At 70.3% G+C, this 19,208-nt stretch carries 19 protein-coding genes; 15 read left to right on the forward strand and 4 right to left on the reverse strand.

Translation table 11 applies throughout. From position 1 onward, the window contains the following. Positions 1-118: 118 nt before the first annotated feature. The 10 genes from hisG (at position 119) to K8640_RS14845 (ending at position 8,298) form a co-directional block, all read left to right on the forward strand. The gene (gene hisG, locus K8640_RS14800) at positions 119-979 is read left to right on the forward strand and encodes an ATP phosphoribosyltransferase (protein ID WP_141332745.1); all 861 of its coding nucleotides are present in this window, start codon (positions 119-121) and stop codon (positions 977-979) included. Then, positions 979-2,286 (forward strand): histidinol dehydrogenase, encoded by a 1,308-nt coding sequence (gene hisD, locus K8640_RS14805; protein ID WP_370640346.1) that lies wholly within the window; start codon positions 979-981, stop codon positions 2,284-2,286. The genes hisG and hisD overlap by 1 nt, the downstream gene beginning before the upstream one ends. Then, complete coding sequence (locus tag K8640_RS14810) at positions 2,283-3,323, forward strand: histidinol-phosphate transaminase (RefSeq protein WP_223747622.1); 1,041 nt, start codon at positions 2,283-2,285, stop codon at positions 3,321-3,323. The genes hisD and K8640_RS14810 overlap by 4 nt, the downstream gene beginning before the upstream one ends. Beyond that, positions 3,320-3,913, forward strand: coding sequence for an imidazole glycerol phosphate synthase subunit HisH (gene hisH / locus K8640_RS14815; protein WP_223747623.1), 594 nt, complete (start codon positions 3,320-3,322; stop codon positions 3,911-3,913). Before K8640_RS14810 ends, hisH begins: the two co-directional genes overlap by 4 nt. Then, entirely contained in the window at positions 3,910-4,626 is a 717-nt protein-coding gene (locus K8640_RS14820; protein ID WP_223747624.1) for a HisA/HisF-related TIM barrel protein, read from the forward strand. Before hisH ends, K8640_RS14820 begins: the two co-directional genes overlap by 4 nt. After that, a complete protein-coding gene (locus tag K8640_RS14825) occupies positions 4,623-5,159 on the forward strand; it encodes an imidazoleglycerol-phosphate dehydratase (RefSeq protein WP_141333024.1) in 537 nt (178 codons plus the stop codon). The genes K8640_RS14820 and K8640_RS14825 overlap by 4 nt, the downstream gene beginning before the upstream one ends. After that, the gene (hisF, locus tag K8640_RS14830; protein WP_370640347.1) at positions 5,156-5,920 is read left to right on the forward strand and encodes an imidazole glycerol phosphate synthase subunit HisF; all 765 of its coding nucleotides are present in this window, start codon (positions 5,156-5,158) and stop codon (positions 5,918-5,920) included. The genes K8640_RS14825 and hisF overlap by 4 nt, the downstream gene beginning before the upstream one ends. 249 nt (positions 5,921-6,169) lie before the next feature. Then, complete coding sequence (hisN, locus tag K8640_RS14835; protein ID WP_223747626.1) at positions 6,170-6,946, forward strand: histidinol-phosphatase; 777 nt, start codon at positions 6,170-6,172, stop codon at positions 6,944-6,946. Then, positions 6,946-7,572: a bifunctional phosphoribosyl-AMP cyclohydrolase/phosphoribosyl-ATP diphosphatase HisIE gene (gene hisIE, locus K8640_RS14840; protein ID WP_223747627.1), complete on the forward strand. Its 627-nt coding sequence runs from the start codon at positions 6,946-6,948 to the stop codon at positions 7,570-7,572. Before hisN ends, hisIE begins: the two co-directional genes overlap by 1 nt. A 171-nt stretch (positions 7,573-7,743) precedes the next feature. Continuing rightward, positions 7,744-8,298, forward strand: coding sequence for a DofB protein (locus tag K8640_RS14845; RefSeq protein ID WP_223747628.1), 555 nt, complete (start codon positions 7,744-7,746; stop codon positions 8,296-8,298). An 18-nt stretch (positions 8,299-8,316) separates the two neighbouring features. On the opposite strand, the gene K8640_RS14850 is transcribed toward K8640_RS14845, so the two are convergent. Further along, positions 8,317-9,450: a hypothetical protein gene (locus tag K8640_RS14850; RefSeq protein ID WP_223747629.1), complete on the reverse strand. Its 1,134-nt coding sequence runs from the start codon at positions 9,448-9,450 to the stop codon at positions 8,317-8,319. 81 nt (positions 9,451-9,531) lie between these two features. Between K8640_RS14850 and lpdA the strand changes: the two genes are divergently transcribed. After that, positions 9,532-10,929 carry a dihydrolipoyl dehydrogenase gene (lpdA, locus tag K8640_RS14855; RefSeq protein ID WP_223747630.1) on the forward strand — a complete coding sequence of 466 codons (1,398 nt, stop codon included), beginning with the start codon at positions 9,532-9,534 and terminating at the stop codon, positions 10,927-10,929. Positions 10,930-10,956: 27 nt separating this feature from the next. Here the strand turns inward: lpdA and K8640_RS14860 are convergent, their stop codons facing one another. After that, complete coding sequence (locus K8640_RS14860; protein ID WP_223747631.1) at positions 10,957-11,775, reverse strand: DUF72 domain-containing protein; 819 nt, start codon at positions 11,773-11,775, stop codon at positions 10,957-10,959. Between the two features lie 158 nt (positions 11,776-11,933). On the opposite strand from K8640_RS14860, the gene lipA reads away from it, so the two are divergent. From lipA to lipB, 4 genes are all read left to right on the forward strand, one after another. After that, complete coding sequence (gene lipA, locus K8640_RS14865; RefSeq protein ID WP_223747632.1) at positions 11,934-12,863, forward strand: lipoyl synthase; 930 nt, start codon at positions 11,934-11,936, stop codon at positions 12,861-12,863. A gap of 54 nt (positions 12,864-12,917) precedes the next feature. Further along, a complete protein-coding gene (locus tag K8640_RS14870; RefSeq protein ID WP_223747633.1) occupies positions 12,918-14,174 on the forward strand; it encodes a dihydrolipoamide acetyltransferase family protein in 1,257 nt (418 codons plus the stop codon). Positions 14,175-15,294: 1,120 nt separating this feature from the next. Next, positions 15,295-16,455 carry a ClpX C4-type zinc finger protein gene (locus K8640_RS14875; protein ID WP_223747634.1) on the forward strand — a complete coding sequence of 387 codons (1,161 nt, stop codon included), beginning with the start codon at positions 15,295-15,297 and terminating at the stop codon, positions 16,453-16,455. After that, entirely contained in the window at positions 16,452-17,543 is a 1,092-nt protein-coding gene (gene lipB, locus K8640_RS14880) for a lipoyl(octanoyl) transferase LipB (RefSeq protein ID WP_223747635.1), read from the forward strand. The genes K8640_RS14875 and lipB overlap by 4 nt, the downstream gene beginning before the upstream one ends. 1 nt (position 17,544) lies before the next feature. Here lipB and K8640_RS14885 read toward each other — a convergent pair whose 3' ends face one another. Both K8640_RS14885 and ribA read right to left on the reverse strand, forming a co-directional pair. Next, positions 17,545-18,381 (reverse strand): MBL fold metallo-hydrolase, encoded by an 837-nt coding sequence (locus tag K8640_RS14885; protein WP_223747739.1) that lies wholly within the window; start codon positions 18,379-18,381, stop codon positions 17,545-17,547. Positions 18,382-18,430: 49 nt separating this feature from the next. After that, entirely contained in the window at positions 18,431-19,105 is a 675-nt protein-coding gene (ribA, locus tag K8640_RS14890; protein ID WP_141325957.1) for a GTP cyclohydrolase II, read from the reverse strand. Positions 19,106-19,208 lie beyond the last annotated feature (103 nt).

Consider the following 19,208-nt stretch of genomic DNA (forward strand, 5'->3'; position numbering starts at 1 on the left):
TAGACGCACCACCCTCCCGGCACCTGCCGCAGCGACCGAAGGCCCGTCCCCCCCTGGACGGGCCTTTTTTCGTTTCCGCGCGGCCACCGTTCCCCCGCAGTCCCCCGCAGGTCCACCCATGTTGCTGAAGATCGCTCTTCCCAACAAAGGCCGCCTCTCCGAAGAGGTCCGTGAGCTTTTCAACGATGCGGGCCTGGAGGTCCGCGCCCGAGGCGAGCGCGCGCTCACCGCGTCGCTCGGCGGCGAGTTCGAGGCCATCTTCGTCCGCGCGCAGGACATCCCGGAGTTCGTCGCGGACGGCGCGGCGCACGCGGGCGTCACCGGCTGGGATTTGGTGAACGAGGCGGGCCGTGAGCTCGAGCACCTGATGGACCTGGAGTTCGGACGCTGCCGCCTGGTGGTGGCCGCGCGAGAGGAGAGTGGAATCAGCCACGCCAACGACGTGCGTGACGGCATGCGCGTCGCGTCATGCTTTCCGCGTCTGACGCAGGACTACTTCGCGCGCCGGGGGCAGAGCGTCACGGTGGTGCCCGTGTCGGGCGCGGCGGAGATCGCGCCGCACCTGGGCATCGCGGACATCGTCGTGGACCTGACGTCCACCGGGTCCACGTTGAAGATGAACGGCCTGCGCGAGGTGGCCACCGTGCTGGAGTCCAGCGCGCGGCTGGTGGCGTGCCAGGCGAACGTACCGGAGGCGCGGAGGAAGCTGGAGGAGCTGAAGCTCGCGCTCGGCTCGGTGCTCGCGGCGCGGGGCAAGCGCTACCTGATGGCGAACGTGCCGAAGGACGAGCTGCCCCGGGTGCGTGAGGTGTTGCCGGGACTCAACGGTCCCACGGTGGTGGACGTGCTGGACGGAGGCCGGTTCGTCGCGGTGCACGCGGTGGTGCCGGCGAAGACCATCTACCGCACCGTCAACGCGCTGAAGACGCTGGGGTGCGAGGGCATCCTGGTCACGCGCATCGAAAGGCTGGTGGCGTGATGATGTCGCTTCCTTCGTTCCTGCGGTACCGGGGGCCGCTGGCCAGCCTCTCGCGTCAGGACCGGCAGCGGTTGTTGGAGCGCGGTGGGGACGTGGACACGCGCATCGCCGCGCGGGTGCGGGAGCTCATCGCGAAGGTCCGCCTGGATGGGGACTGGGCGCTGTTCGAGATGGCGCGGCAGTTCGACCGGGCGGAGCTGTCCTCGCTGGAGGTGCCCCGGGCGCGCTGTGAGCAGGCGCTCGCGTCGCTGGAGCCCTCGGTGGCGCGGGCGTTGGGGCGCGCGGCGCGCAACATCGCGCGGGCCCACGAGGCGCAGAAGCCGCGCGCGGTGGAGGTGGAGACGGAGCCGGGGGTGTTGGTGGGACGCAGGCCCGACCCGCTGGGCCGCGTGGGGGTGTATGCACCCGGCGGGCGAGCGGTGTACCCGAGCAGCGTGTTGATGGGCGTGGTGCCCGCGAAGGTGGCGGGCGTGGGGGAGGTCATCGTCTGCTCGCCGCCGGGACCGGATGGCCTGCCCCACCCGAGCGTGCTGGCGGCGGCGGTGCTCGCGGGGGCGGACCGGGTCTTCGCGTTGGGGGGCGCGGGCGCGGTGGCGGCCATGGCGTACGGCACGGAGAGCGTGCCCCGGGTGGACCGCATCGTCGGGCCGGGCAACGCGTACGTGGCGGAGGCCAAGCTCCAGGTGGTGGGCGCGGTGGCCATCGAGGCGCCGGCGGGACCGAGTGAAATCCTCGTCGTCGCCGACGAGACGGCGAGCCCCGAGGCGGTGGCGCGGGAGATGTTGGCGCAGGCCGAGCACGACCCGGATGCCGCGTGCGTGACGGTGGCGCGCGGTGAGGGGGTGGCGGAGGCCGTCGCGGAGCAGGTGCGTCGGCTGGCGGAGGACGCGAAGCGGCAGGAGATCGTCGCGGCGGCGCTGCGCTCCCGGGGCGCGGTGCTGAGCGTCGCCTCGCTGGAGGAGGCGTGGCCGTTCGTGGCGGACTTCGCGCCGGAGCACCTGTTGCTCGCCACGGCCGCGCCCTCCGCGGACCTGGCGAGGGTGCGCAACGCGGGCACCGTCTTCCTCGGTGAGCGCTCGTCGGTGGCGTACGGCGACTACATGACGGGCTCCAACCACGTGCTGCCCACGGCGGGGCTGGCGCGGGCGTACTCGGGCCTGAACCTGCTCGACTTCTACCGGTGGACCACCTACCAGCGCGTGGAGCGCGCGGCCTCCGAGGCGCTGGCGGAGGACGTGGGGCTGCTCGCCGACAGCGAGGGGCTGTTCGCGCACGCCGACGCCGCGCGAGCCTGGAGGGGCGCATGATTCCCCTGCGCGAGTCCTTCCGGGACATCCCCCTGTACTCACCGCCGAAGCGGCCGTGTCGCGTGGACCTGAGCGACAACACGAACCTCTTCGGCGTGCCTCCCGCGGCGGAGCGGGTGCTGCGCGAGTCCCGTCCGGAGTCACTGGCACGTTACCCGCGAGGCTACGCGCCCGACCTGCGCGACGTCCTCGCTTCACGGCTCGGTGTCGGTGTCGGGTGCGTGACGACGGGCTGTGGCTCGGACGACGTGCTGGACAGCGCGCTGCGCGCGTTCCTGGAGCCGGGCGAGGTGCTCGCGTTCCAGGACCCGACGTTCGTGATGATGCCGCTGTTCGCGAAGGTGAACGGCTTGAAGACGGCGCCGGTGCCCCTGCGCGCGGACTTCGACGTGGACCCGGAGGCGCTGCTGGCCACGGGGGCGAAGCTCATCTACCTGTGCTCGCCGAACAACCCCACGGGCACGCAGCTGTCCCGCGCGGCGGTGGAGCACGTGGTGGAGAAGGCGCCGGGCCTCGTCATCATCGACGAGGCCTACGTGGAGTTCTCCTCGGCGCCGGACTTCCTGGACCTGGCGCGCACGCGGCAGAACGTGCTGGTGACGCGGACGTTCTCCAAGGCGTATGGGCTCGCGGGCATGCGGGTGGGCTGGGGCGTGGGCAGCCCGGCGCTCATCGCGGAGGTGGAGAAGGCGCGCGGACCGTACAAGCTCACGACATTGGCGGAGTCGATGGCCGTCGCCGTCCTGCGCGAGGACCGGATGTGGGTCGAGGCCCAGGTGGTCGAGGCACGGAAGAATCGTGAACATCTCCGCGCGGAATTGATGTCGATGGGGCTGTCGCCGCTGCCCTCGGAGGGCAACTTCCTGATGGTGCCGATGCCGGACGCGCTGGGGGTGGCCCAGCGGATGCGTGAGCGGGATGTGAACGTGAGGGCCTTCCAGGGGCTGACCGGCGTGGGGGATGCGCTCCGGATCGGCAGTGGACCGTGGCCCATGCTCGAGGCGGCGCTCGTGGCGCTGCGGGAGTCCTTGCGATGAGAGTCACCCTGTTCGATTACGGCGCTGGAAACCTGCACTCGCTCTCGAAGGCCCTGGCCACGGAGCCGGGCGTGGAGGTCCACGTCGAGGAGGACCCACGCCGGGCAGTGGACACGGATGTGCTCGTGCTGCCCGGTGTGGGGGCGTTCGGTCTCGCGGCGGCGAGACTGGCGCAGGGGCGGGACACGATGCGTCTGGCGCTGGAGCGAGGGTTGCCGTGCCTGGGCATCTGCCTGGGGATGCAGCTGCTGTTCGACTCGAGCGACGAGGGGGCGGGGAAGGGGCTGGGCTACTTCGCGGGCCACGTGCAGCGACTGGCGGCCCGGCGGGTGCCGCATATCGGCTGGAACCAGGTGGACGAGGACAGCACGTTGTCCGGAGCGAAGCTGGACACCGTGTACTACGCGCACAGCTACGTGTGCCGGGTGGCGGACCCGTCCCTCGTCACCGCGTGGACGACGCACGAGGAGGACCGCTTTCCCGCGGCGGTGCGCCGAGGGAAGGTGGTGGGCGTGCAGTTCCACCCGGAGAAGTCGTCGGCCTCGGGTGTGGCCTTCGTGCGGGCGTTCCTCCGTGAGGTGCGCTCATGAGGGCCATCCCCGCCATCGACCTGCGCGAGGGGGCCTGCGTGCAGCTCGTCGGAGGCTCGTATGACGCGGAGCGGGTGCGAGTGGATGACCCGCTCGACGCGCTTCGACACTGGCGTGGCTTCGGCTTCCGTTCCTTTCACGTCGTCGACCTGGACGCGGCGCTGGGACGTGGCTCCAACGCCCGGGTGGTGACGCGACTCACGTCGCACGAGCCTGGGCTCGCCTTCACGGTGGGCGGGGGTGTCCGGGACACCGCGCGGGTGACGGCGCTGCTGGAGGGAGGTGCCTCGGGGGTGGTGGTGGGCACGAGGGCCATCGAGGACGCGGGGTGGCTGGCGGAGGTGACGGAGCGCTTTCCGGGGCGCGTGGTCGTGGCGGCGGACGTGCGCGGGCGGGAGGTGGTGACGCGAGGTTGGACGGCGGGGAGTGGCAGGACGCTGGACCAGGTCCTCGCGGTGCTGGAGCCCTTGGCGCTCGGTGGGCTGTTGGTGACGGCGGTGCACAAGGAAGGACAGCTGGAGGGCGTGGACCTGTCCCTGATGCGCGAGGTGGTGGCGCGCAGTCGTCACCGGCTCTACGCGTCGGGGGGCGTGACGACGATGGACGACCTGCGGGCGCTGGCCTCGGCGGGGGCGTACGGAGCGGTCATCGGCATGGCGCTGTACACGGGACGACTGGATGCGCGTGAAGTCGCGCGGGAGTTCGCGGAATGACCCTGGTCACTCGGGAGACGAAGGAGACGCAGGTGCGCGTGGAGGTGTCGCTCGGTCGCGGGGCGACGCAGGTGGACACGGGGCTCGTGTTCTTCGACCACATGCTCTCCACCTTCGGGCGCTACGCGGGGCTCGACTTGAAGCTGCATGCGCGGGGTGACCTCAAGCACCACCTGATGGAGGACGTGGCGATCACGTTGGGGACGGCGGTGCAGCGGGTGATTCCCGCGACGGCGGCGCGCTTCGCGGAGCGGACCATTCCCATGGACGACGCGCTGGTGCAGGCGTGCCTGGATGCCGGGGGACGCTTCTTCTACGAGGGCCCGCTGAAGAACCGGCTGTACGAGCACTGGATGCGCTCGTTCTGTGAGCACGCGAAGGTGACGCTGCACCTGCGGGTGCTGCGTGGGAAGGACCGTCACCACGTGACGGAGGCCGCGTTCAAGGCGCTGGGGCTCGCGCTGCGGGACGCGATGGTGGATGGCGGCACGGTGTTCAGCATGAAGGGCTCCGTGGCCCTGGAGGTGACGTGATGCTCACGCGACGACTCATCGTCTGCCTGGACGTGAAGGGCGGCCGGGTGGTGAAGGGGGTCCGCTTCGAGGGGCTTCGCGACGTCGGAGACCCGGTGGAGCTGGCGCTGCGCTACGAACGGGAGGGCGCGGACGAGGTGACGTTCCTCGACATCTCCGCGAGCGCGGAGGAGCGCGAGACGCTCTGGGATTTGGTGCGGCGCACGGCGGAGCAGCTGTTCATTCCGCTGACGGTGGGCGGCGGCGTGCGCACGGTGGAGGACGTGGGCCGGGCGCTGCGCTCGGGGGCGGACAAGGTGAGCATCAACTCGGCGGCGGTGGCTCGGCCCGAGCTGCTCACCGAGTGCGCAGAGCGCTTCGGAGCCCAGTGCGTGGTGGCGAGCATCGATGCTCGCAAGGAAGGAGAGCGCTACCGCGTCTACACGCATGGAGGGCGAAGGCCGACCGAGCTGGACGCGGTGACCTGGGCCCAGGTGTGCGTGGCGCGTGGGGCAGGGGAGGTGCTGCTCACGAGCATCGACCAGGACGGCGCGCGTTCGGGCTACGACCTGGAGCTGACCCGGAGGGTGGTGGACGCGGTCGCCGTGCCCGTCATCGCCTCGGGTGGCGCGGGCAGCGCGGAGCACGTGAGGGACGGGCTCACGCGAGGTGGCGCGGACGCGGCGCTGGTGGCGGGCATCCTCCACGATGGGCTCACGACGGTGGGCGCCATCAAGTCGCTCCTGCGCTCGAGCGGCCTGCCGATTCGGAGCACGCCATGACCCGGACCTTTCGCTGCGCGATGCGCGTGTCCGAGGCGCGATGTCTTCGCGACATCGCGCCCGCATCGAGGAACATCATCACCCGGTCGCGCCGCGCGAGCGCCGCGGAGCACGGGGGCACGAAATGACTCGGACTCTTCATGGTGCGACGCGCGAGCCCGAGCCCCGAGGGGTGCCTGCCGGCGGCGGTGCTTCGCTCAAGCCCCTCCGGTCGCTTCGGACGAACACGGTGGGAAACAGGAGCATGAGATGACGACCCAGGGACTGATGCAGGCGGCGGCGGAGGTCGCGCGCTCGACAGGTGACGTCGCGCTCAAATTCTTCCGAGGAGGCATCGCGGTGGACACCAAGAGCGACGGCACACCCGTCACCGTGGCGGACCGCACCGCGGAGCAGACGGCACGCGAGTGGCTCGAGACGCGCTTCCCCGAGGACGGCATCCTCGGCGAGGAGTTCGGTGAGACACGCCCCGGCGCGAAGCGTCGCTGGATCCTCGACCCCATCGACGGCACCAAGACCTTCATCCGCGGAGTGCCGCTGTGGGGCACGCTCGTCGCACTGGCGGAAGGTGAGCGCATCCTCGTGGGTGCCGCGTACTTCCCTGCGGTGAGCGAGCTGCTCGTCGCCGCTCCAGGAGAAGGCTGCTTCTGGAACGGCCAGCGCGCCCGCGTCTCCGGACAATCCGACCTCGCCCGCGCGGTGGTCCTCTCCACCGACGAGCGCTTCTCCCAGTTCCCCGAACGAGGCGAGGCCTGGCGCCGCTTCACGCGGGACGCCGCCGTGTCGCGCACCTGGGGTGACTGTTACGGCTACCTGCTCGTCGCCACGGGGCGCGCGGAGGTGATGGTGGACGAGCTGCTCTCGCCCTGGGACGCGGCCGCGCTCCAGCCCATCATCGAGGAAGCCGGCGGCGTCTTCACCGACTGGACCGGCAAGCGCACCGCCTTCGGCGGCAACGGCATCGCCACCAACGCGGCGCTGGCCCGACTCTCCCGCGAGCGCCTGGGCGCGACGAGGACCCCCTGATGCTGGACCTGGACACACTCGACTTCACCAAGGGCAACGGGCTCGTCACGGTGGTGACCCAGGACGCGGCCACGGGCGACGTGCTGATGGTCGCGCACGCGGACCGCGAGGCCCTTGAGCACACACTCGCCACCGGCGAGATGCACTACCGCTCCCGCTCGCGAGGCCTCTGGCACAAGGGCGCCACCAGCGGGAACACCCAACGCGTCGTCTCGCTGTCCGCGGACTGCGACAGGGACGCGGTGCTCGCCCGCGTCCACAAGGCCGGCCCCGCCTGTCACACCGGCGAGGAGACCTGCTTCGGCACCGGTCGCTGGGATGCGCTCGCCGCGCTCGACGCCACGCTCACCGAGCGCGCTTCACACGCCCCGGCGCGAGACGAGAAGCCCGGCTACACGCGACGCCTGCTCGGCGACAGGAACCTGCGACTCAAGAAGCTGGGAGAAGAAGCCGCGGAGCTGGTCACCGCCTGCGCGGACGCGGACGCGAGCCGCGCCGTGGAGGAGGCCGCCGACCTGCTCTACCACCTGCTCGTCGCCATCAAGCCCCTGGGGCTCTCGCTCGAGGACGTGAAGGCCGTGCTCGCTCGTCGCGCGGCACCCCAGGTCTCAAACGACACGAGATGAGGCCGTCACACTTCACGTGAAATCCACGCGGGGCTGTCCGGACATTCCACGTATCAGCCCCCGAATTCCGGACGTGTCAGCGTCGACCCAGCGGGATTTGTCCGTCACGGCTGCATCCTCACAGTCGCACTGCGACGAAGAGGTGCGCGCCCCCAGCAGTGACTCTCTTCAATGAAAGGAGTGTTCCTGCTACACATCCAGACGCGCGGCGCAGTGGAGAACGCCGGCCGGGCGCTTCGTGGCATCGAAACCGTCCGCCTCACCGGAGGCATCGTGAACGGCCCCACCACGTACAAGGCAGAGCTCATCGACCGAGTCATCTTCTCCCGCTGGCAGAATCCTCCGACCAAGGAGGACGTCGCGGCGATCCTGGCTCAGATGGAAGAGGCGGCGACGAGCCTCAACACGCGCCTCATCTACATCGGCTCCGTGAGCCCGAAGTCCAAGGTGCCCGACGCGAACGAGCGCACCATCCTCAACAACTTCCTGGTGGACGCTCGCAAGAAGTGTGTCGAGCAGGCGTGGCTCATCTACGAGGGCACGGACCTGCAGCACAACCTCCAGCGCGTCATCATCTCCGGTGTGCTCATCCTCACCCGCACCTTCGACAACTTCCTGTCGGTGGCGAAGTCGGGCGAGTCCATCGTCAAGGACGTGAGCACCGTCCTGAAGAAGGACGCGGCGCCCATCTTCCAGCTCGCCAAGGAGCGCGGCCTCGTCGCCTGAGGCCGCCCCGGCGCGAACTCACCGGGCGCCGAGTATCTCCAGCTCCGCGAGCTGGCCGTCCGCGCTCTCGGGGAACACGCTGACCGCGTCCACGTCCACCTGCGGCACGGTCAGCACGCAGCTCTCCCACGCGCCCGTGCCCTGGTAGCGGCACACCGTGGGGTTCACGAACGAGAAACCTCCCTCCGGGTCCACGAGCCCCACGCCCTTCGGGGTGCGCACGACGGCGCGCAGCGTGCCCGCGCCCTTCGCCCGGACGCGCACGCCCACCAGGTGCTTGAGCGTGGGCGCGTAGCCCGCGCGCAGCGCCCCATCCGCCGCCCAGCGTGAGGTCTTCGCCGCGTTGCTCACCGCGACGCGTGTGTTCTCGTCCCCGTCGAAGGCCTGGAAGCCGGGCTGGGCCCCGGTGAGCTGATCCGGCTTCACCGGCTCGGTCTCCACGCGCGGCGCGCTGACGAGCGTCCGGAGCGTGGGCACCTTGTCCCCCTGGTGGAGCGCCGCCGCGCGCAGCACGGACACGGGAAGGAGCCCGGCCCCCTGGCAGCGGGGGGCGAGACCCTCCAGCAGTGGGAGCACCGTCGCGGGCAGGGCGACCTCCGCCTGGGCGGCCGGGGCCAGCCCCAACCGGACGAGGGTGTCGCAGGCTCCCGCCGTGCCCGGCCCCGCGTGCTCCAGGTTCCACAGCAGCTCCGGGACCTCCGGCGCGCGGCCCACCGTGGCGTCCAGCAGGGCCTGACCCACGCGCTGCGCGCAGGGGTTCACCCGGCCCGGGCACTGCTCGCACAGCGTGGCCAGGAGGCCCCGCAGCGGAGTGTCCACTCCCTGGCTGAACGGGGCCCGGGCATTCAGGGCCGGCCCCAGCTCGCAGGCGCGCGCGGTGGGCTGGGCGCAGGCCTTCAGGCGCGCCCGGGCGTCGTCCAGGATGCTGGGGACCTCGGGGGCGCGCAGGGCGGCGTCCAGGGCCCGCTCCAGGGCGAGACAGTCGGGCGAGCCGAGCGTGACGGGGGCGGCCGGGGAGGCGGCGGCCCGGGCGGGGGGGCGCTCGGGCGGGGCAGCGCTCGTCACATCCTGGTGCGTCACGCACCACAGACGGCCGAAGGCGATGAGCGCCACGAGCATCAGGAGGAGGGTTCTGAGCGGGAAACGGCGCACGAGCAATCTCCTTGATTCCAACCGGGAGCGGGGGTTATCAGCCCCACCGGGTTCCATCCGCAAATAATGACGGAGGCGTGCGTGGCTGAGACGTTCGACGTGGTGATCATCGGTTCGGGCCCTGGCGGCTACGTGGGCGCCATCCGCGCGGGGCAACTCGGGCTGAAGACGGCCATCATCGAGAAGGACAAGCGTCTGGGTGGCACGTGCCTCCACCGCGGGTGCATCCCCACCAAGTCCCTGCTGTGGACGGCGGAGCTGTTCCACCACGTCAAGGAGGCCGGGGACTTCGGCATCGACCTGTCGAGCCCGACGGTCAACTGGCCGAACGCGATGAAGCACAAGGACAAGGTCGTCACCAAGGGTGCCAACGGCATCGACTTCTTGATGAAGAAGAACAAGGTGACGGTCATCAAGGGCCACGGCCGCATCGCGGGCAAGGGCAAGGTGGAGGTCACCGCCGCCGACGGCACCAAGCAGGTGCTGGACGCCAAGAACGTCATCATCGCGACGGGCTCGGTCCCCAAGTCCCTGCCGAACGTCCCGGTGGACCACAAGCGCGTGCTCAACAGCGACTCCATCCTGCAGCTCGAGCGCATCCCCAAGAGCATCATCGTCCTGGGCGCGGGCGCGGTCGGCTGTGAGTTCGCGTCCATCTTCAACCACGTGGGCAGCAAGACGGCCATCGTGGAGTACCTGCCGGCGCTCTTGCCCATCGAGGACGCGGACATCTCCAAGGAGCTGGAGAAGATCTTCCGCCGCCGCGGCATCGACGTGCACACGGGCTCCGCGGTGGAGAAGGTGGAGCACACGGCGGACGGCGTGCGCGTCACGATGAAGGTCGGCAACGAGACCAAGACGCTGGAGGCGGAGATCCTCCTGTCGGCCGTGGGCCGCTCGCCGGTGACGGACGACGTGGGCCTGGACAAGACGTCCATCAAGACCGAGCGTGGCTACATCAAGGTCGACTCGATGCTGCGCACCAGCGAGCCCAACGTCTACGCGGTGGGCGACGTCATCCCCACCCCGATGCTGGCCCACATGGCCAGCGCCGAGTGCGTGGTCGCGGTGGAGCACATCGCGGGCAAGAACCCGCAGCCCATCAACTACGACCTCACCCCGTCCGCCACGTACTGCTACCCCGAGGTCGCCTCGGTGGGCCTGACGGAGAAGAAGGCCAAGGAGCGCGGCTACGACGTCAAGATCGGCAACGCCCCGTTCGGCGCGGTGACGAAGTCCGCCATCACCAACGAGTCCACGGGCCTCATCAAGATCGTCTCCGACAAGAAGTACGACGAGGTGCTGGGCATCCACATCATCGGTCCGCACGCCACGGAGCTGCTGGCCGAGGCCTGCGTCGCGCTGAAGCTGGAGATCACCACCGAGGAGCTGGCGGGCACCATCCACGCCCACCCGACGCTCTCGGAGATCGTCCACGAGGGCGCCGAGGCCACGCTGGGTCACCCGCGCCACTTCTAGTCGGCGAGGGTGGAGGACGGGCGCCCCTCACGGGTGCCCGCTGGGGCCGTCCCGGAGCGCGAGCTTCGAGGGCGGCCTCTCCATTTCCGGCGTCCTCCCGATGCCCAGGTCCAGCAGCTCCGCCAGGTCCAGCGCGTCCAGCAGCGCGTGCCCTCGCGAGTCGTTGTTGAAGTAGACCCAGGCGGTGTGGCCCGCGTCCCTCCACCGCTTCAAGTCGCGCGCCACGGGGCGCAGGGCCGCCTTGCCGTAGCGGCCCACGTACCGGGCCTCGGTGCCGTGGAAGCGCAGGTAGCGAAAGCCCCCGGTGGGGTGGGGAATCGGCTCGGGCAGCAGGTCGTGCTCGCAGAGCCCGGCGCGGTGCCGCTCCAGGACGTCCAGCACCTCCGGGTGGTACCAGGCCGCGTGACGGAACTCGACGACCTGGCGGATGCCCCGAGGCTGGTGGGCGAGGAAGCGGTCCAGCTTCTCCGGGTCCGCCCGCGTCATGTGGGGCGGGAGCTGCCAGAGGATGGGGCCCAGCTTGCGGCCCAGGCGCAGGACGGGGGCGTAGAAGCGCTCCAGGCCCTCGTCCACGTCGGTGAGGCGCTTGAGGTGGGTGAGGAAGCGGCTGCCCTTGCAGGCGAAGCGGAAGCGGCTGGGGACCTGGTCCCGCCAGCGGTCCACGGCCTGGGGCGTGGGCAGGCGGTAGAAGGTCGCGTTGAGCTCCACGGTGGGGAAGACGCGCGCATACCAGGAGAGCCAGCGGCGGGCCGGCAGGCCGGTGGGGTAGAAGCGCTGCTTCCAGTCCTTGTAGACGTACCCGCTGGTGCCCAGGTGGATGGCGGCCATGGGCTTCAGGCTGGGCATCCGGGGGCCCCGGTGCTCGCCGACAGGGGGCTGCCCGGCCGGGGCGCGGGCATTAGTAGGGAGACGACGTGCGCGAAGGCCCTGCGGGTGCTAACGCCTCGCGTTAGAGGCTTCCCGCTTGAACGTCTTCCGCCCAAACCATAGAAGGCCCGCGACCCATGGCGACTCCTGACCGGTTCCCTCTCCCCCAGGTGACAGAGACGACCCGCAAGCCGGACTGGCTGAAGGTCCGCCTGCCTCACGGCGAGGGGTACGAGCGGGTCAAGGCCATCGTGAAGCGCACGAAGCTGGCCACCGTGTGCGAAGAGGCCCGCTGCCCGAACATCGCCGAGTGCTGGGGTGGTGGCACGGCCACGGTGATGCTGATGGGCGAGGTCTGCACGCGCGCGTGCCGCTTCTGCCACGTGAAGGTGGGCGCTCCGCCGCCGTTGGATCCGATGGAGCCCATCCACCTGGCCCAGGCCGTCAAGGAGATGGACCTGGAGTACATCGTCGTCACGTCGGTGAACCGGGATGACCGGCCCGACGGTGGCGCCAGCCACTTCGCCTCCGCGATCCGCGAGCTGCGCCGCGAGAGCCCGCGCACCATCGTCGAGGTGCTCATCCCCGACTTCAAGGGCGTGGAGAAGGACCTGGCCACGGTGGCCGAGGCCCGGCCGCACGTCGTCGCGCACAACGTGGAGACGGTGGAGCGGCTGACGCCGACGGTGAGAGACCGGCGCGCGAAGTACGCCCAGTCGCTGCGCGTGCTCGAGTACCTGAAGAACCGTCCCGAGGGCCTCTACACCAAGACGTCGGTCATGGTGGGCCTGGGCGAGACGGACGCCGAACTGGAGCAGACCTTCAAGGATTTGCGCGGCGTGGGCGTGGACGTGCTCACGCTGGGACAGTACCTGCAGCCCTCGCAGTACCACCTGCGCGTGGAGCGCTTCGTCACTCCGGCGCAGTTCGAGTCGTACAAGAAGCTGGCCGAGTCCTACGGTTTCCTCTACGTGGCCTCGGGTCCGCTGGTTCGTTCCAGCTATCGCGCCGCCGAGTTCTTCATGAAGGGCCTGATGGAGCGCGAGCGCCTGGAGCGACTCGGCTGAGCGGGCCCGATTCGAGCCTTGACGCAACCCCCGTTCCTCTCGGAAAGACACCCCATGGCAACCTTCGAATTCAAGCTCCCCGACCTCGGTGAAGGCGTGATGGAGGGCGAGCTGGTCAAGTGGCACGTCAAGGCCGGCGACGTCGTCAAGGAAGACCAGGTGCTCGCCGAGGTGATGACGGACAAGGCCACCGTCACCGTCCCCAGCCCGAAGGCCGGCCGCGTCATCCAGACGCACGGCAAGGAAGGGGACATCGCGAAGGTGCACCACCCGCTGGTGACGATGGAGATCGAAGGCGCCGCGCCGGTCCAGGCCGCGGGCCACGGGGCTCCCGCTCCGGCGGCTTCGGCGGCGGCGGCGCCCGCCCAGGCGGCTGCCGCGGCGTCGACGCAGGCGACGAAGGTGCTGGCCACGCCGGTGACGCGTCGGATGGCGCGTGAGCACGGGCTGGACCTGACGACCATCTCCGGCAGTGGTCCGCAGGGGCGGGTGACGAAGGCGGACGTGGTGGCGGCGCTGGAGGGTGGTGGCGAGCAGAAGAACGTGGTGGTGGCGGCGCCGGCCCAGGCGCGCCCCGCGGCGCCCTCCGTGTCGGCGGGTCGCTCGGACGAGCGCGTGCCGCTGCGAGGCCTGCGCAAGAAGATCGCCGAGAAGATGGTGCGCTCGAAGTTCACGATGCCGCACTTCGCCTTCGTGGAGGAAGTGGACGCGACGGAGCTGGTGGCGCTGCGTGCGCGGCTCAACGCGCAGCTGGCGGCGGTGGGCGACAACACGAAGATCAACTACCTGCCGTTCATCATCAAGGCGACCATCGCCGCGCTGAAGCGCTTCCCGCACCTGAACGCCAACTTCGACGAGGCGGCGCAGGAGCTGGTGGTGCGCGGCGAGTACAACATCGGCATGGCGGTGGCGACGCCGGACGGCCTGACGGTGGCGGTGGTGAAGGACGCGGACCGGCTGACGCTGGCCGAGCTGGCGCGCGAGACGTCGCGGCTGGGTGTGGCGGCGCGTGAGCGCAAGCTGAAGATGGAGGAGCTGACGGGCGGCACCTTCACCATCACCTCGCTGGGGCAGACGGGCGGCCTGTTCGCCACGCCCATCATCAACCACCCCGAGGTGGGCATCATGGGCGTGCACAAGCTCAAGAAGCGCCCGGCCGTGGTGAAGGACCAGGTCGTGGTCCGCGACATGATGAACCTGTCGCTGTCGTGCGACCACCGCGTCATCGACGGCTCGGTGGCCGCGGACTTCGTGTACGAAGTCATCAAGTACCTCGAGAAGCCGGACATGCTGTTCCTGGCGATGACCTGAGGTCCCTGGATGCGGGCCCGGTGAGCGGAGGCTCCCGGGCCTCGTGTCCACGGTAGGGCGTCCCGTGGGGTTGCCAGGGGACGGACCGCCCGCTCGACGGAGGTCGGGCGGTGGTCCTCCAAGACGGTTAGGCTCTGTCGGTATGGCCGAGAACCCTCGCGAGCTGATCCGCGCCGCGCAGTCCGCCGAGCTGAGCGGTGACGCGCCTCGTGCGGTGGAGCTGTTGTTCCAGGCCGCGACCCTCTTCCAGCGCGCGGGGAACGCACCTCGGGCGCTCCAGTTGCTGCGCCATGCGCGCCGACTGGATGCGCGCCGCGCGGACATCGCCGACGAGGTGGCGCGACTCGAGCGGATGTCGGCGATGGATGCTGAGGAGCCTGCCCCTCCAGCACCCTTGATGATGGGAGGCGAGGAGGGTGTCTCGTCATTGGAGCTGGCGTTGAGGCAGCGCCTCATCGAAGCCGCGCTGCGCGAGGAGGAGGCGCCTGGTCTCGCGCAAGCACCTGCCGAAGTCACCGCGTGGGTGTTGGACGCAGAGGTGAGTGAAGACCTGCAGCGCCTGGAGGCCCAGCTGTCGCGTGGGAGCGACTCGTACGAGGCCGAGGCGTCGCGAGATGACGCGCTCGCTCCGACGGACGAAAGCACAGGAGCGTCTCTGGGAAGGGCCGGGCCGCCTCGACAGGGGTGGGTCGCTGATCCGCACGACAGCATTGGCGCTGGTGTGACGTCGCGCGTGACAGCCGGAGCTTCGCCCTGCTCGCGATCAGCCGACGATGGGGGAGGAGAATCTCCCGAGCAGGGAGGACTCGCGCCGCGAGGCCGGAGCAGGGTCGGGGCCGACAGCGAGCGCTCTGGCTCGACGCGTGGCCAGTCGTCGGGCGTGACAGCCGGAGTGCCGGCGCGGGACTGGGAACTGGACGCTGACGACAGTGCGAGTTCCGGCGAGGCCTCGAGCGTGACAGCCCGAGCGTCGCCAGACTTCCGATTCATGGCCCGGAGCGCAGGTGCGCGAAGTCGAGCACGAAGCTTCGGTGGCGATCGACTCATGGGTGGCGCTGGCTCTGACGATGCGTCCTGGAGTCCAGGGCTGCTCGATGCGTGGGATGGCCCGGTGGTTGGCGTGTCCGGAGCCGATGACACGTCGGGCGCGGTGGGGGCGAGCGGCGCATCCGAGGTCGAGGATGAGACCTGGCTTCTGGGGGACCAGGGCGAGTTCGTGAGCGCCGAGGCGAGCCAGCCCCACCTCTTGGGTGTGACGGGAACCCGTCCGTTCGGAGCGCCGCTGCGCGAGTTGTCTGACGAATTCGAAGGCGGTGAGGATGACGTCGCGCGCGAGCCTCACGACGTGGAGGACACGCCACCCCAGCGTCGACGCAAGCCGCGCATCATCGAACGTGGCCCCACCCGCGCGGACGTGACGCTGGACGCGTGGTGCTCGTTCTGTTGCCGACCTCGCGCGGAGATTGGTGAGCTCGTCGCGGGGCCGGCGGGCGCGTTCATCTGCAAGGCCTGCCTCACGGCCTCATCATCCCTGTTCGGTGACTCGGTGAGCCCGGTGTCGCTCCCGGCCCGTCCTCGCGTCGAGACGCCGACTCCGAGCGCGCCGGACTTCATCGGGCAGCCGGAGGCGCGGAGTGCGCTCATCGATGCACTCCGCACGGGCGTCCGCTGCGTGCTGCTCATCGGTGCGGAGGGCTGTGGGAAGAGCACCTTGCTCCAGATGCTCCAGCGAGAAGGGCAGGGCGCTCTCACCACGGTCGACGCGCTCACGGCGGCTCCATCCTCCACGCCGCTGTTCATCGAGGACGTGGACCAGCTGACCACGGAACAGCAGCGCACACTCAGCGCCTTCCTGGGTCGGGCCTCGAGGCCCACGGTGGTGCTCAGCGCGCGGGGCAAGTCACCCACGTCGAGCAAGCTCGCGCTGCGTGGAAATGGCCTCCGCCTCAACGTCCCCACCACGGACGCCCTGTCGCGTGCCGTGAGCGGCACCGTCACAGTGAGCATCCTGGAGCACGTTCAGCGCCTCGTGTCCCTGCGTCCGCCCACCTCCGCCGAATACAGGGACATGGCCCGGGCCCACCTCGCCGCGCGCGAGCACACGACGACGGTGTCCGAGAAGGCCCTCTTCGTGCTCGTGGCGGAGGCCGCGCGTTCCCCGCGCGCGGGCCATGAGCTCCGGGCGCTCCTCCAGCGCATCCCCCCAGGCACCTGGGACCTCGACAAAGTCACGAAGCCAGCCCCTGCTCGCAAGGGGCGGCGCAAGAAGGGAACGTCGTGAACACCATCACCGTCTACCGGCTCGGCCGGGTGGAGTACGAGGACGGCCTCGAGCTCATGCGCCTGTTCGGCGACGCGCGTCGCGAGGGGCTCTGCTCGGACGCACTGCTCCTCCTGGAGCACCCGCCCGTGCTGACCCTCGGCCGAGGCGCGAAGCGCGAGAACATCACCGCCTCCGACGCGAGCCTCTCCGCCGAGGGCGTCCAGGTCTTCGAGACCAACCGCGGCGGCGACGTCACCTACCACGGCCCCGGGCAGATCGTCGGCTACCCCATCTTCCTGCTCCCCGAGTCGCGCCGTGACGTGCGTCGCTACGTGCGCGACGTGGAGCGCTCCATCATGCAGGTGCTGTCCGAGTGGGGCATCACCGCCGGCCCCATCCCCAAGTGGCCCGGTGTGTGGATTGGCGAGGAGGGCGCCCCGGACGCGCGGAAGATCGCCGCCATCGGCGTCCACATCTCCCGCTGGCTCACCACGCACGGCTTCGCGCTCAACGTGAACACGAAGATGGAGCACTTCCGCTTCATCGTCCCGTGCGGCATCCGCGAGGCCGGCGTCACGTCCATGCAGCGCGAGCGTGGCAACGCCATCCCCGTGCCCGACGTGGAAGAGGCCCTGGCTCGCAGCTTCTGCGCCGTGTTCGACAGCGAGCGCGTCGATGCGCCGCCGCCCATGTCCACCGTCAGCGTCGCCGTGGTGCGCGGACATGGCCCCGAGGCCCGCGTCCTGCTCGTGCGCCGCCGCCCCGAGCGCGGAGGCTTCTGGCAGATCCTCACGGGCCGCGTGGAGCCCGGTGAATCACCCGCCCAGGCCGCCGCCCGCGAGCTCGAGGAGGAGACCGGACTGCGCCTTGCTCCCGAGGACCTCCACTACCAGCACGCCTTCGCCATCGGCGAGACGCTGCCCCCCGTGCTCGCGCGGGAGAACGGCTTCGCCGTCCAGGCCCCTCCGGACGCGGACGTCCGCCTGGGCCCGGAGCACGACACCTTCGAGTGGGTGGACGTGCCCACCGCCCTGGAGCGCCTGCCCTTCGTGGGATTGCGCGAGACGGTGAAGCGCGCGGTGGCCCGCAAGCGCGGCGGCGCCTGAGCTACAGCGAGAGGACCATCGCCTCCTTGGCGGCGATGGCCTCCGGGCGGTGCTTGCGCACCTGACGCAGCAGCTTGTCCATGGCCACGTCGTCGCGGGACGGGTCGTGGTGGAAGAGCACCAGCGTCTTGACCTCGGCCGCGTCCGCGGCGGCCACGGCGGCCTGCCACGTCGAGTGGCCCCAGCCCGTGCGCGCCGGCCCACTGCGGCCGTGGTACTCGTCCTCCGTGTACATGGAGTCGTAGATGAACAGGTCCGCGCCGCGCGCGAACTCGAACATCGCCGCGTCCAGCTCGCTGCCGTGCTCCACGTCCGTCGCGTACACCACGGACCTGTCGCCGCACTCCACGCGGTAGCCCAGGTTGCCGCCCGGGTGGTTCAGCTCCAGCCACCGCACCTTCGCGGGGCCCACCCGCAGCGTGTCCCCGGGCGCCAGGTCCCGATACGTCAGCTTCGCGCGGAACGTGCCCTCGGCCGTCACCGGGAAGTAGGGCTGCACCATCTGCCCGCTGAGCAGCTCGCGCGTGCTGCGCCCGTTGCGCGCGGGCCCGTTCACCGTCAGCTCGCTCGTCGGGATGAAGATGGGCGCGAAGAAGGGGAGCCCCTGCAGGTGGTCGTAGTGGTAGTGCGAGATGAAGATGTTGCCGCGCACCGGCGACGTGCCCGACGCCAGCAGCGCGTCACCCAGCGCTCGCGCCCCGGAGCCCAGATCGAAGATCAGCAGCTCGTCCCCGCACCGCACCTCCACGCACGGCGTGTTGCCCCCGTAGCGCTTCGTCTGCGGACCCGGGGCGGGGATGGAACCGCGCACACCCCAGAAGCGCACCTCGAACGGCACGCGCGCCTGATTGCGCACGGCGGTGTCGCGCCGCCGCGCGGGCGTCTTCTCAGCCGGCCTTGGCTTCCGTGTCGTCGTCCTCGGCGAAGAGCTCAATCAGGTGCCCCGTACGCTCGCGCTTCGTCCTCAGGTAGTCGACGTTATGCGGATTGTGCTCGGTCCGGGAAGGGATTCGACGCAGGACCGGAATCCCTTCCTCCACCATCCCGGCGATCTTCAGCGGGTTGTTGGTGATGAGGTCCACCGAGCGTACGTCCAGCGAGCGCAGCATCTCCGCGGCGATGTCGTAGCTGCGCAGGTCGTCCGCGAAGCCCAGCTGCCGGTTCGCCTCGTACGTGTCCAGCCCCTTGGCCTGCAGCGCGTACGCCTTGATCTTGTTCCCCAGGCCGATGCCCCGGCCCTCCTGCCGCAGGTAGAGCACCACGCCCAGGCCCTGCTGGGTGATGAAGTCCAGCGCCCGGTCCAGCTGCTCGCGGCAGTCGCACTTGAGGCTGCCGAAGACCTCGCTCGTCAGGCACTCGGAGTGGATGCGCACCGGCACCCCCTCCACGCCCGACACACTCCCCGCCACGAGCGCCACGTGCTCGCGGCCGTTGCGCTTGTCCCGGAAGACGATGGTCCTCAGCGGTCCACGCCCCGTGGGGACGTCCGCCTCCGAGAAGCGCTCCAGATGCTGGGTGGGCTTTCGGGTCGGAAGGACCTGGGGTGAGCGAGTATCCGACATGGTGTTCTGTTCTCCGGCTGCGAGGCTCCCTGTTTGGTGCCCCACGGAACGCAAGTCAAGGCGGACTCACCAACGGAGCCCACCTGGAATCGCGGAAAGGATG

Source organism: Myxococcus sp. XM-1-1-1 (assembly GCF_020037095.1).
Classification (GTDB): Bacteria; Myxococcota; Myxococcia; order Myxococcales; family Myxococcaceae; genus Myxococcus; species Myxococcus fulvus.

What these genes read in the sequence shown, in the direction of transcription:
- hisG (WP_141332745.1), top strand. Translation starts at nt 119, where the DNA reads ATGTTGCTGAAGATCGCTCTTCCCAACAAAGGCCGCCTCTCCGAAGAG.
- hisD (WP_370640346.1), top strand. Translation starts at nt 979, where the DNA reads ATGATGTCGCTTCCTTCGTTCCTGCGGTACCGGGGGCCGCTGGCCAGC.
- K8640_RS14810 (WP_223747622.1), top strand. Translation starts at nt 2,283, where the DNA reads ATGATTCCCCTGCGCGAGTCCTTCCGGGACATCCCCCTGTACTCACCG.
- hisH (WP_223747623.1), top strand. Translation starts at nt 3,320, where the DNA reads ATGAGAGTCACCCTGTTCGATTACGGCGCTGGAAACCTGCACTCGCTC.
- K8640_RS14820 (WP_223747624.1), top strand. Translation starts at nt 3,910, where the DNA reads ATGAGGGCCATCCCCGCCATCGACCTGCGCGAGGGGGCCTGCGTGCAG.
- K8640_RS14825 (WP_141333024.1), top strand. Translation starts at nt 4,623, where the DNA reads ATGACCCTGGTCACTCGGGAGACGAAGGAGACGCAGGTGCGCGTGGAG.
- hisN (WP_223747626.1), top strand. Translation starts at nt 6,170, where the DNA reads ATGACGACCCAGGGACTGATGCAGGCGGCGGCGGAGGTCGCGCGCTCG.
- hisIE (WP_223747627.1), top strand. Translation starts at nt 6,946, where the DNA reads ATGCTGGACCTGGACACACTCGACTTCACCAAGGGCAACGGGCTCGTC.
- K8640_RS14845 (WP_223747628.1), top strand. Translation starts at nt 7,744, where the DNA reads ATGAAAGGAGTGTTCCTGCTACACATCCAGACGCGCGGCGCAGTGGAG.
- K8640_RS14860 (WP_223747631.1), bottom strand. Translation starts at nt 11,775, where the DNA reads ATGCCCAGCCTGAAGCCCATGGCCGCCATCCACCTGGGCACCAGCGGG.
- lipA (WP_223747632.1), top strand. Translation starts at nt 11,934, where the DNA reads ATGGCGACTCCTGACCGGTTCCCTCTCCCCCAGGTGACAGAGACGACC.
- K8640_RS14870 (WP_223747633.1), top strand. Translation starts at nt 12,918, where the DNA reads ATGGCAACCTTCGAATTCAAGCTCCCCGACCTCGGTGAAGGCGTGATG.
- ribA (WP_141325957.1), bottom strand. Translation starts at nt 19,105, where the DNA reads ATGTCGGATACTCGCTCACCCCAGGTCCTTCCGACCCGAAAGCCCACC.